The organism is Micromonospora sp. LHW51205 (genome assembly GCF_003315815.1).
Taxonomy (GTDB): Bacteria; Actinomycetota; Actinomycetes; order Mycobacteriales; family Micromonosporaceae; genus Micromonospora; species Micromonospora chalcea.
The window spans coordinates 477,625-489,562 of record NZ_QMEZ01000004.1; the positions used below are offsets into that span (position 1 = coordinate 477,625).

11 protein-coding genes are annotated in these 11,938 nt (G+C 73.0%); 9 read left to right on the top strand and 2 right to left on the bottom strand.

All coding sequences use genetic code 11. The annotated features are described in order from the left end of the window. Positions 1-9 precede the first annotated feature (9 nt). The 8 genes from DQE82_RS18180 to DQE82_RS18215 all read left to right on the top strand — a co-directional run bounded on the left by DQE82_RS18180 (position 10) and on the right by DQE82_RS18215 (position 8,553). Positions 10-1,134: a ricin-type beta-trefoil lectin domain protein gene (locus DQE82_RS18180; RefSeq protein WP_043325219.1), complete on the top strand. Its 1,125-nt coding sequence runs from the start codon at positions 10-12 to the stop codon at positions 1,132-1,134. A gap of 104 nt (positions 1,135-1,238) precedes the next feature. Beyond that, positions 1,239-1,655, top strand: coding sequence for a PPOX class F420-dependent oxidoreductase (locus tag DQE82_RS18185; RefSeq protein WP_030499597.1), 417 nt, complete (start codon positions 1,239-1,241; stop codon positions 1,653-1,655). 43 nt (positions 1,656-1,698) lie between these two features. After that, positions 1,699-2,289 carry a DinB family protein gene (locus DQE82_RS18190; protein ID WP_113973288.1) on the top strand — a complete coding sequence of 197 codons (591 nt, stop codon included), beginning with the start codon at positions 1,699-1,701 and terminating at the stop codon, positions 2,287-2,289. Positions 2,290-2,377: 88 nt separating this feature from the next. After that, positions 2,378-4,189 carry a hypothetical protein gene (locus DQE82_RS18195; protein WP_113973289.1) on the top strand — a complete coding sequence of 604 codons (1,812 nt, stop codon included), beginning with the start codon at positions 2,378-2,380 and terminating at the stop codon, positions 4,187-4,189. 55 nt (positions 4,190-4,244) lie between these two features. After that, the gene (locus DQE82_RS18200) at positions 4,245-5,321 is read left to right on the top strand and encodes a glycosyltransferase family 2 protein (protein WP_223201151.1); all 1,077 of its coding nucleotides are present in this window, start codon (positions 4,245-4,247) and stop codon (positions 5,319-5,321) included. A 114-nt stretch (positions 5,322-5,435) separates the two neighbouring features. Beyond that, on the top strand, positions 5,436-6,566 hold the full coding sequence (locus tag DQE82_RS18205) for an SPFH domain-containing protein (RefSeq protein ID WP_064447394.1): 1,131 nt from the start codon (positions 5,436-5,438) through the stop codon (positions 6,564-6,566). A gap of 46 nt (positions 6,567-6,612) precedes the next feature. Further along, complete coding sequence (locus tag DQE82_RS18210) at positions 6,613-7,701, top strand: hypothetical protein (RefSeq protein WP_043325226.1); 1,089 nt, start codon at positions 6,613-6,615, stop codon at positions 7,699-7,701. Between the two features lie 159 nt (positions 7,702-7,860). Continuing rightward, a complete protein-coding gene (locus tag DQE82_RS18215) occupies positions 7,861-8,553 on the top strand; it encodes a DUF4386 domain-containing protein (protein ID WP_069090016.1) in 693 nt (230 codons plus the stop codon). 5 nt (positions 8,554-8,558) lie between these two features. Here the strand turns inward: DQE82_RS18215 and DQE82_RS18220 are convergent, their stop codons facing one another. Further along, entirely contained in the window at positions 8,559-9,338 is a 780-nt protein-coding gene (locus tag DQE82_RS18220; protein WP_104115323.1) for an SDR family NAD(P)-dependent oxidoreductase, read from the bottom strand. An 86-nt stretch (positions 9,339-9,424) separates the two neighbouring features. On the opposite strand from DQE82_RS18220, the gene DQE82_RS18225 reads away from it, so the two are divergent. Beyond that, positions 9,425-10,264 (top strand): helix-turn-helix transcriptional regulator, encoded by an 840-nt coding sequence (locus tag DQE82_RS18225; protein WP_064447392.1) that lies wholly within the window; start codon positions 9,425-9,427, stop codon positions 10,262-10,264. Between the two features lie 21 nt (positions 10,265-10,285). Here DQE82_RS18225 and DQE82_RS18230 read toward each other — a convergent pair whose 3' ends face one another. Then, a complete protein-coding gene (locus DQE82_RS18230) occupies positions 10,286-11,557 on the bottom strand; it encodes a cellulose-binding domain-containing protein (RefSeq protein WP_069090017.1) in 1,272 nt (423 codons plus the stop codon). Between the last annotated feature and the right edge of the window lie 381 nt (positions 11,558-11,938).

The window sequence follows — 11,938 nt, forward strand, 5'->3', positions numbered from 1 at the left end:
GGAGCACACATGCGTACCACTGTGCGGAGATGGCTCACCGCGGGCGCCGCGCTCGCCGTGCTGGCCGCCGGTGTGCTGACGGCGACCGGACCGGCGGCCGCCGAGTCCAACGGCGGCACCCGCGTGATGCCGCTCGGTGACTCCATCACCGAGGGCACCCAGGTGCCGGGCGGCTACCGGATCGGCCTGTGGCAGCGGCTGGCCGGCGGCGGCTACCGGGTCGACCTGGTCGGCTCCCAGTTCAACGGGCCGGGCAACCTCGGCGACCACGACCACGAGGGCCACCCCGGCTGGCGCATCGACCAGATCGACGCCAACATCACCGGCTGGCTGAACGCCTACCAGCCGCGCACCGTGCTGCTGCACATCGGCACCAACGACATCCTGCAGAACTACAACGTCTCCACCGCGCCGAACCGGCTCTCCTCGCTCATCGACCGCATCACCAACACCGCGCCGAACGCGGACGTGTTCGTCGCGCAGATCATCCCGCTCGCCAACTCCGGCCAGGCGGCGGCGGTACGCACGTTCAACGCCGCGCTGCCCGGCATCGTGCAGTCGAAGGTGAACGCCGGCAAGCGCGTCCACCTGGTCGACCAGTACTCGGCGCTGACCACCGCCGACCTGATCGACGGCATCCACCCGACCGCCACCGGCTACGACAAGATGGCGGCGGTCTGGTACCGGGCGTTGCAGTCGGTGTCCGGCAGCATCGGCACCCCGGGCAGCGGCGGCGGCACGTACCAGAACGTGCAGCTCGTCGGCGCCGGCTCCGGCCGGTGCCTGGACGTGCCGAACGGCAGCACCACGAACGGCACCGCGGTGCAGCTGTACGACTGCTGGGGCGGCACCATGCAGCGCTGGACCTACACCTCGGACAAGCAGTTGCAGGTGCTCGGCAACAAGTGCCTCGACGCCAGCGGACGGGGCACCGCGAACGGCACCAGCGTGATCATCTGGGACTGCAACGGCCAGCCCAACCAGCAGTGGAACCTCAACGCCAACGGCACGATCAGCGGCGTCCAGTCCGGGCGCTGCCTGGACGCGGCGGGCTACGGCACCGCCAACGGGACGAGGATCAACCTCTGGGACTGCCACGGCGGCACCAACCAGCAGTGGAGCGCGCGCGCCTGACCGGCGTGCGACGGGCTCCCCGGCGGACGCCGCCGGGGAGCCCGTCCGGGCGGCGCCCGCCGCATGACCAGCGGCGGGCCCGGCGGGTACGTAGAGTGAGAGCCATGTCGAAGCCGCCGCTGCCCGAGCCCGCCGTCGCCATGCTGGGCAAGCCGAATCCCGCCGTCATCGCCACGCTTCGCGACGGCCAGCCGGTGTCCGCGGCCACCTGGTACCTCTGGGAGGACGGCCGCGTCCTGGTGAACATGGACGAGGGCCGCCGCCGGCTGGCACACCTGCGCAGCGATCCCCGGGTCTCCCTGACCGTGCTGGACGAGGGGAACTGGTACACCCACGTCAGCCTGATCGGGCGGGTGGTCGAGCTGCGCGACGACGAGGGCCTGGCGGACATCGACCGGATCTCGCAGCACTACACCGGGCGGCCGTACCCCCGGCGGGACCGCAAGCGGGTCAGCGCGTGGATCGAGATCGAGCGCTGGCACGGGTGGGGCGCGCACAAGGACAACAGCCAGACCGGCTGACGGCGCCCCCACGATGTCCGACCCATGCGGAAGAGTGTCGGGCATGAGTGAGCCGTACGACCCGAAGGCAGCGCTGCACCACTACCTGCGCGCGATCCGGGAGAATCTGATCTGGAAGCTCGACGGGCTGAGCGAACGCGAGGCCCGGCTTCCCCGCACCGCGACCGGCAACAACCTGCTGGGGGTGCTCAAGCACTGCCTGAACGTCGAGGCCGGCTACTTCGGGCCGACGTTCGGCCGCGAGTTCCCCACACCGGCGGAGCTGGTCGCCACCGAGACGTTCGACGCCGACCCGCAGGCCGACTGGTACGCCCGCGAGGACGAGACCAAGGACGGGCTGATCGACCTGTACCGCCGCGTCGCGGCGTTCGCGGACGAGACGATCGACACGCTGCCGCTGGACGCGCCGGGGCGGGTGCCGTGGTGGCTGCCCGGCCGGCAGGACGTGACGCTGCACCAGGTCCTCGTGCACGTCTGCGTCGACCTGGCCCGGCACGCGGGGCACGCCGACATCCTGCGCGAGCAGCACGACGCCGCGATCGGGCTGGGGCAGGAGAACCGGAACGTCCCCGAGGGCTACGACTGGCCGGCGTACGTCGACCGGCTGTCGGCGCTCGCCGACCGGTTCGCGTAGGCGGTTTTCCGGTAATGCGGCCGGAAGTTTCAACCACATTTCGGACAGTGGATCGACAGGACCAGCAGCATCGTGAAGCATCTATCCCATGAAGATCCGGCCCGCCGTCGCCCCGCCGACCGCTGAGGACACCGGTCCCGAGCAGCCTCCCGCCGACCGGCCCTCGGACGACCGCCCCTCCGACGAACGGCCTGTGGACGGCAGACGCCGATGGCGGCCGAACCCGGAGTGGACGCTGGCGATCCTGGGCAGCCTGCTGCTGGCGGTGGTGCTGACCTGGCCGACGATGCGGCACCCGGCGACCACCATCCCCGGCGACCTGGGCGACCCCACGTTGCAGGCGTGGCAGGTCGCCTGGTCGGGGCACGCCCTGCTCAACGACCCGGCCAACCTCTGGCACTCGAACACGTTCTTCCCGGAGCGCTACACCTACGCCTACAGCGACACGCTGCTCGGCTACGCGCCGTTCGGGATGGTCGGCTCCGGCTTCGAGGCCGCCGTGATCCGCTACAACGTGCTCTACGTGCTGCTGCACGCGCTGGCGTTCCTCGGGGCGTACGCGCTGGCCCGGCAGCTCGGCGCGAACCGCTGGGGCGGCGCGGTCGCCGGGATCGCGTGGGCGTACGCGCCCTGGCGGCTGGCGCACTCCGGCCACCTGAACATCCTGTCCAGCGGCGGGATCGCGCTGGCCCTGGCGATGCTGGCCCGGGGTCACGGCTGGTCGCTGCGCCACGGCTACCGGCCGGAGCGCCGCCGTCCCGGCTGGGCGGTGGCCGGGTGGCTCGTCGCCGCCTGGCAGGTCACGCTCGGCTTCGGCATCGGGCTGCCGCTCGTCTACTTCCTGCTGGCCGCCGTGCTGGTGGCGGCCGGCTGCTACGGCTGGTCCTGGTGGCGCAAGCGGGAGCGTCCGCCGTTCGGCCGCCGGCTGCTGATCGCGGACCTGGCCGGCGGCGCCGTGTTCGGCGCCGTGACGCTGCTGCTCGGCCTGGTCTACCTGCGCGTCGTCGACCTCAACCCGCAGGCCGTCCGCTCGCTGGACTGGACCAAGATGTTCTCCCCTCCGCTGATCGGGTTCATCACCGCGCCCGGCGACTCGTGGCTGTGGGGGGAACGGCACGCCGCCGCCCGGGAGCAGCTGACCTGGCCGCCGGAGATGGCGCTGCTGCCCGGGATGACGCTGATCGGGCTGGCCGCGGCGGGGCTGTTCGTCTCGTCGTTCCCGGTGCGGCACCGGGTCGCGCTGGGGCTCGGCGTGCTCGGCACCGCGCTGCTCGGCCTGGGCGCCACCCTCGGCGGGGACGGCGACCCCGGCTATCTGACGCTGTCCACGCTCCTGCCCGGCTGGGACGCGCTGCGCACGCCGGGCCGGATGATGCACTGGACCAGCCTGCTGCTGGCGGTGCTGGCCGCCGGGCTGGTCACCGCGCTCGCCGAGTCCTGGCACCGGCCCTCGGCCCACCGCTGGTCCCGGGCCGTGGCGCCGCTGGTCCTGCTGGTGCCGCTCGCGCTGGTGACGCTGGAGGGCGTCAACCGCACGCCGCACCCGGTCGTGCCGACGCCGCCGGCCGCGATGCGTACCGCGCCGGAGCCGATGCTGGTGCTGCCCGCCGGCGGGATCGGCGACCTGAACTACATGCTCTGGTCCACCGACGGGTTCCCCCGGATCACCAACGGGCTCGGCGGTTTCGAGCCGGTCACCCAGGCGCAGACCCGGGTCGCCGTGGCGACGTTCCCCGACGCGGGCAGCGTGGCGTACCTGCGCGGCATCGGCGTCCGGTCGGTCGTCGCGGTGCCGAGCCGCGCGGCGGGCACGCCGTGGGAGGGCATCGAGAACCGGCCCGTTGACGGATTGGGCATCACCCGGGAGGACCTCGATGGCACGCTCGTCTACCGGCTCTGACGCCGCCGGCGCCGGAGGCCCGCGCCCGGGCGCCGGGCCGGGCGGGACGACGCCGATGCGGCTGTCGGTGGTGGTGCCCTGCTTCAACGAGGAAGAGTCGGTGGAGCGGCTGCACGAGATGCTCAGCACCGCGCTCGCCGAGCTGCCCGACGTGGACGTCGAGGTGGTGTACGTCGACGACGGCAGCGAGGACGGCACGCTCGCGGCGCTGCGCCGGCTCGCCGCCGCCGACCCGACGGTCTGCTACACGTCGCTGAGCCGCAACTTCGGCAAGGAGGCGGCCATGCTCGCCGGGCTGCACCGGGCCACCGGCGACGCGGTCGTCATCATGGACGCCGACCTGCAGCATCCGCCGCGCCTGCTGCCCGAGATGGTCGCGCTCTACCGCCAGGGCTTCGACCAGGTGATCGCCCGCCGCGACCGGCGCGGCGACCGGTTCATCCGGATGGTCGCCTCACGCTCGTTCTACCGCCTGGTCAACTGGTGGATAGACGTCCGCCTGCTGGACGGCGCGGGTGACTTCCGCCTGCTGTCCCGGCTCGCGGTGAACGCGATCCTGGCGATGCCCGAGTACAACCGCTTCTCCAAGGGCCTGTTCTCGTGGATCGGCTTCCGCACCGTGGTGGTGGCGCACCGCAACGAGAGCAGGCAGGCGGGGCGGAGCCGGTGGACGTTCGGCAAGCTGTTCAACTACGCGTTCGACGGTCTGCTGTCGTTCAACAACCGGCCGCTGCGCCTGGCGATCTACGGCGGGCTCTTCCTCACGCTCATCGCGGTGGGCTACATGGCGTGGGTGGTCGCCGACGCCGTGGAGAAGGGCATCGACGTGCCCGGTTACACCACCATCATCGTCAGCGTGATCGGCCTCGGCGGGATTCAGATGATGATCCTGGGCGTGATCGGCGAGTACATCGGCCGGATCTACTACGAGACCAAACGCCGGCCGCACTATCTGGTGCAGGAGACCGAACGTCCGGTCCCGGAGACCGGCGGCCCGCCCCGGCTGCCGAACCAGCGCGCCGCGTGGTCCACCGACCGGGGTCCACGTGCGGCGCCGGCTTGGGAGGATCCGTCCCGAGATGCCTCCCGGCGTCACGGGGGCGGGGAATCGATGAGCGGCGACACCGGCTGAACGACGGCGATCGGTGAGCGCCGATCAGCGCACCATTGTTCTCTTTTCGCAGGTGGCGGGGGGTTGCTATCGTCGCCCGCGACGCCGGAGAACGGCGCCGAGGAAAGGGTTGCGATGGGGCTGATGGACAAGCTCCGGGGCGAGCTCATCGACATCGTCGAGTGGCTGGACGACAGCCGGGACACGATCGTCTGGCGGTTCCCCCGGTATCAGAACGAGATCAAGATGGGCGCCAAGCTGGTCGTCCGGGAGTCCCAGACGGCGGTGTTCGTCAACGAGGGGAAGATCGCCGACGTCTTCCCGCCGGGAACGTACACGCTGGAGACCCGCAACCTGCCGATCCTGTCCACCCTGAAGGGCTGGAAGTACGGCTTCAACTCGCCGTTCAAGGCCGAGGTGTACTTCGTCAACACCCGGCAGTTCACGGACATGAAGTGGGGCACCCAGAACCCGGTGATCCTGCGCGACGCCGAGTTCGGCGTGGTCCGGGTGCGGGCGTTCGGCGCCTTCGCGGCGCGGGTGGTCGACCCGGCGCAGCTGCTGCGTGAGCTGGTCGGCACCGACCCGCAGTTCCGCACCGAGGAGGTGCAGGAGTACCTGCGGCAGCTGATCGTGGGCCGGCTCGGCGGCGCGCTCGCCACGGCCGGCGTGCCGCTGCTGGACCTCGCCGCGCACCAGGACGCGATCGGCCGGCGGCTGGCCGCCGTGCTGACCGAGGAACTGGCCGAGGTCGGTATCGCGATCCCCAAGTTCGTCATCGAGAACGTGTCGGTGCCGCCGGAGGTCGAGCAGGCGCTGGACAAGCGGACCAGCATGGGCGCGGTCGGCGACCTGGACCGCTACACCCGCTTCCAGGCCGCGAACGCGATGGAGGCCGCGGCGAACAACCCGGGCGGCGAGGCGGGCGCGGGCATCGGCCTGGGCCTGGGCATGGCGATGGGCCAGCAGATGGCCCGGACGATGGGCGGCGGCGGGGCCACGCAGCCGGCGCAGCCGTCGGCCGCGCAGCCGGGCGCCGCCGAGCCGCCGCCGCTGCCGGGCCAGGCCCAGTGGTACGTCGGCGTCGGTGGCCAGCGGCAGGGCCCGTACGACCTCGGCGGGCTGGCCGAGCAGGCGGGCGCCGGCGCGCTCGGCCCGGACACGCTGGTCTGGCGTGCCGGGATGGCGCAGTGGCAGCCCGCCGGACAGGTGCCGGAGCTGGCGTCGGTGCTGGCCAGCGTCCCGCCGCCGCTGCCGCCGCAATGAACGCACGTCAGCGGGTGAGCCGTCCCCGCACCGGGCAGGTGCCGGCATGAGCGACACGACTGTCTCCCCGCCCTCGTACCGGTGCGGGGGTTGCGGGGCCCGGGTGGAGTTCGCGCCGGGCACGACGACGCTCAGTTGCCCGTACTGCGGGCACCGGCAGGAGATCGCCGGTGCGGGCCGCGAGGTGCGCGAGCACGCGTACGCGGATCTCGCGTCGTTGCCCCGCAAGCCGGTGGCGAGCGTCGGGGCGCACACGTTCGTCTGCCCGGGCTGCGGGGCCCGGACGGAGAGCGACGTGCTGGCGCAGCGCTGCCAGTTCTGCGCCACGCCACTGGTGGCCGACGCCGCGGCGGGCGAGCTGATCGCGCCGGAGGCGGTGCTGCCGTTCGCGGTGGACCGCAACGGCGTACGGACGGCGCTGGGCCAGTGGTGCCGCAGCCGCTGGTTCGCGCCGGGGAGCCTGAAGAAGGTCAGCGAGGCGGAGACGCTGAAGGGCACGTACCTGCCGCACTGGACGTTCGATGCGCGGACCGTGTCGGACTACCGGGGTCAGCGGGGCGAGTACTACTACGTCACCGAGACGTACACGGTGACCGTCGACGGCAAGCAGGAGACGCGGACCCGGCAGGTGCGGCACACCCGGTGGCATCCGGCCGCCGGCACCGTCAGCCGGGACTTCGACGACGTGCTGGTGCCCGCCACCACCCACCTGCCCACCGAGCAGCTGGACAAGCTGGCGCCGTGGCCGCTGACCGAGGCGGCCGCGTACCACGGCGACTACCTGGCCGGATACCAGGCGCTGCGGTACGACACCGAGCCCGAGGCGGGCCTGACCGAGGCGAAGGCGCGGATGGCGCCGGTCATCGAGGGGGACTGCCGGTCGGACATCGGCGGTGACGAGCAACGGGTGTCCGCAGTGGACACCACGTACTCCGACGTGTCGTACAAGCTGATCCTGCTGCCGGTGTGGATCGCCGCGTACCTGCACGCCGGCCGCTCGTACCAGGTGCTGGTGAACGCGCGCACCGGCGAGGTGATCGGTGAGCGGCCGTACAGCGCCGCGAAGATCGCGGCGGCGGTGTTCGCCGCGCTGGTGCTCGTCGCCGTAGTGGTGGCGCTCATGATGAACCGTTAGCGTCGCCGCGCTGTCGTACGCCCACGGGCCACCGGTATCCGTTACCGGTGGCCCGTGCGCATCGCGCGAGGAGTCTGACCGAGCGGCCGATTCGCCGCCGCGCCGATCCGCCGCAGAGTGAGGGAACGACCACCGGCCGAGCGGCGGAGGGCAGCCCCGATGGACTCACTGCGCAAGACGTCGCTGGTCGCGGGCGGGTTCTACCTGCTCACCTTCGTCTCGATCCCGACCCTCACGCTGTACGCCCCGATACGCGAGGCGGACTACATCCTCGGCGGCACGCCGGACACCCCGGTCGTCGTCGGCGGCGTCCTGGAGGTGATCGTCGCCCTCGCCTGCATCGGCACCGCGATCGCGCTGCACCCGGTGCTCAAGCGGCAGGGTGAGGCGCGTGCGCTGGGCTTCGTCGCCGCCCGCGTGCTGGAGGCCGCCGGCATCTTCATCGGCGTCGCGAGCATCCTGACCCTGGTCGCCCTGCGGCGGGCCGGCGCCGAACCGGACGCGCTGGTCACCGGCCGGACACTCGTCGCCTTCTACGACTCGGTGTTCCTGCTCAGCCAGGCGCTCCTCCCGGCCGTGAACGCCCTGCTGCTGGGCTCCCTGCTCTACCAGTCCCGCCTGGTGCCGCGCATCCTGCCGGTGCTCGGGCTCGCCGGGGCGCCGCTGCTCGTCGCCTCCGATCTGGGCACGCTGTTCGGCGCCTGGGACCGGCTGTCCCCGGTGGCGGCGGTCGCCGCGCTGCCCATCGCGGTGTGGGAGTTCTCGCTCGGCGTCTACCTGGTCGTCAAGGGCTTCAAGCCGGTCACGGACGGCACGGTCGCGCCCCGGCCGGTCCAGGACGCCACCGTCTGAGCCGGTCAGGCCCGCGCGCCGCCGTCGACCCGCAGCACCGTACCGGTGACGAAGGAGGCGCGGTCGCTGAGCAGCCACGCGGCGGCCTGGGCGATCTCGTCGGGTTCGGCGGCCCGGCGCAACGGGCTGGCGGCGGCGAGCCGCTCGATGATCCCGGGTGACTCCGCGTCCCAGGCGCGCATCATCTCGGTGAGCGTGCTGCCCGGGGCGATCGCGTTGACCCGGATGCCCTCCGGGCCGTAGGTGATCGCCGCGGATTCGGTGAGGCTGTTCACCGCGCGCTTCATCGCGCCGTACGCGGGCAGCGCGGGGTTGCCCATCAGGCTGCCGACGCTGGAGTTGTTCACGATCGCGCCGGTGCCGGCGGTGGCCCGGATCGCGGCGACCTCGGCGACCATGGCGAGCCACGGTCCCTTGAGGTTGACGGTGTAGAGGTGGTCGAAGTCCTCTTCGCGCACCCGGTCCATCGGTCCGGGCGGCACGATCGTCGCGCCGTTGTTGAAGGCGACGTCGAGGCGGCCGTACACCTCGACGACGCGGTCCACGGCGGCGCGCACGCTCGCCGCGTCGGCCAGGTCGCAGACGACGTACTCGGCGGTGCCGCCGGCGGCCCGGACCTGTTCGGTGACCGCCTTCAACTGTTCCTCGGTCCGGGCGGCGAGCAGCACCCGGGCGCCCTCGGCGGCGAACAGCCGGGCCGCCGCGGCGCCGATGCCCCGCCCGGCGCCGGTGATGAACGCGACCTTGTCTGCGAGCAGGCCCTCAGTGGTTCGTGTGGTGTCCATGCGGCAAGCCTGCGGCCGGGCGCGGAGCCCATCCAGGCACCGGCGGTACCTGGCTACCAGCCGCCGTGCACGGGCACACTGGGGTCGTGGACCGACGTGAGCTGGCAGTGTTCCTGCGCAGCAGGCGGGAGCGGATCGCCCCGGCCGACGTGGGCCTGCCCGCCGGGCGGCGTCGCCGCACCCCGGGGCTGCGCCGCGAGGAGGCGGCGCGGCTGGCGTTCATCTCGACCGAGTACTACACCCGGCTGGAGCAGGGCCGGGCTCCGCGTCCGTCGCGGGAGGTGCTGGCCGGGCTGGCCCGCGCGCTGCGGCTGTCCGACGCCGAACGCGACCACCTCCACCACCTGGCCGGGGAGCCGCCCGCGCCGCCGCCCGGGCCACCCCGGGAGGTACGGCAGAGCGTGCTGGACCTGCTGCACCGGCTGCCGCAGGCGGCGGCGTTCGTGACCTCGGCGACGTTCGAGGTGATCGCCTGGAACGACCTCGCGGCGGCGCTCATGGAGGACTTCTCCGCGGTGTCCCGGCGGGATCGCAACCTGGTCCGTCGGGCGTTCCTCGGCCCGCACCTGATGTACGGCGTGTCGGACGCGAGCGAGTTCGCCCGCCACTCGGTCGGGCGGCTGCGCGCCGCCGCGGCCCGCTATCCGGACGACCCGGAGATGGCCGCGCTGATAGCGGACCTGCTCGCCGGCAGCGCGGAGTTCGCCCGCCTGTGGGCCTCCCACGACGTCGGCGGCGCGCGGACGCTGTGCAAGACGTTCCGGCACCCGCTGGTCGGGCCGGTGACTGTGAACTGCGATGTCCTCGACATCACCGACCGCGACCAGCAGGTGGTCATCTACACCGCCACGCCCGGCTCGCCCTCGGAGGAGGCGCTGCGACTGCTCTCCGTGATCGGCACCCAGCGCATGACCGCCGAGCGCTGACCCGGCCGCCCCGGCGGACCGTCAGCAGCCGATGCGGGTGGCGCCCATCGCCACGTCGTCGTACCAGAGGGTGTCGGCTCCGCCGCCGTAGCTCTCCCAGCCCAGCTTCAGGTCGGTGAGCTGCGGTCGCCAGGTGCGGTTGTACCACTGGCCGTCGATGTCGTGCGTCGGTACGCCGTCGGCGGTCAGCCCGGTGACTGCGACGCCGTCCAGCCAGGTGCGGAGCTGACCGGCCGAGCCGTCCACCATGAACTCCAGGCAGGCCCAGCGGTTGGTGGGCAGCGGCACGCTCTGCGCCACCCCGGCCGGGCTCTGCTCGGGCAGCGTGGCGTCGTCGGAGGCGCGGTTCCACTGCAGGGCGCCGTTCTGGCCGCCCAGCCGCAGGTCCCGGTTGCCGTCGGCGGCGTCGGACATGGTGATCATCGTGGTGTGGTCGGTGGGCTGGGCGGTGGTGTGCCGCACCCAGATCCGGGCGTACCTGACGCTGCCCAGGGCGCTGAGGTTCTTCGTGGTCCGCACGAACACGTGGTTGCAGTAGCCGGCGGCGCCGTTGATCCGGATCGCGCGGCTGCCGCTGTGCGTGGTGGTGGTGTCCACCGTGGCCGTGCCGGCGCCGGAGCAGTCCGGGCTCACCACGCTCCAGTCGCCGGACGGCGTCGAGCCGGTCTGGTTCTCGAAGCCGTCGCAGAGCACCGCCCCGGCGCATCCGCTCGGCGGCGGGGTGGTCGGCGGCGCGCTGGTGGGCGGCGCCGTCGTGGGCGGCGCGGTGGTCGGGGGCGCGGTGGTCGGCGGGGCGGTGGTGGGTGGGGCGGTCGTCGGCGGGGCGGTGGTCGGCACCGCCGTGGTGGGCACGACTGTCGGCGACGGCGCGGCGCCGTTGCACGGCACGCCGTTGAGCGTGAACCCGCCCGGCGCGCCGCCGGCGGCGCTGAACGTGCCCTGCACGCCGAACTCGGTGGAGCCGCCCGCCGGGATGCTGCCGTTGTACGACATGTTGCGGGCGGTGACCGTCGCGCCGGACTGGCTGACGGTGGCGTTCCAGCCGTTCGTGACGCGCTCGTCGCCGGCGTACGTCCAGGTGACCGTCCACCCGGAGACGGCGGTGTCGCCGGGCGAGACCTTGACGCTCGCGGTGAACCCGCCGGGCCACTGGTTGGGTGTGTAGTCGACCCGGCAGCCCTGCGCCGCCGTGGCCGGGCCGGCGAGCAGGGCCGTCGCGGTGGCCGCCACAACGGCGGCCAGCGCGGTCACCGCCGCCAGGGCCGGGCCGGAACGGGTACGGAGAATCGTCATGGGAAGTCCTTCTGCGTCGGGCGGCGCGACGCGACGACGCGCGTCCGGACGGACGGCGGCGCGGCGACGCGCTCGGGTGGCGGCGCGTCGATGCGCCACTGTGAGAAGTCGGTGCGTACGACCGACGTGCCCGGCTCGGGACAACCTGTCAGCCGCCGGCGGCCCGGTCGTGCGGACCTCGGCGGCGCCCGCCCTCAATCTATTGAGCGATGCCAATCAATTCAAGCGCGCCCCGGCGCGGCAGCGGTCTTCTTCCCGATTGCTCTGTTGCGCGGCGACGGCGCTGGTCGGCCGCCCGGCCGCCACGCGGGCCCTGTGCCGGGGCGGCACGCGGCACTAGTCTCCTCACCGCAACCCCCGGGCCGCCGCGCCACCGGCGCG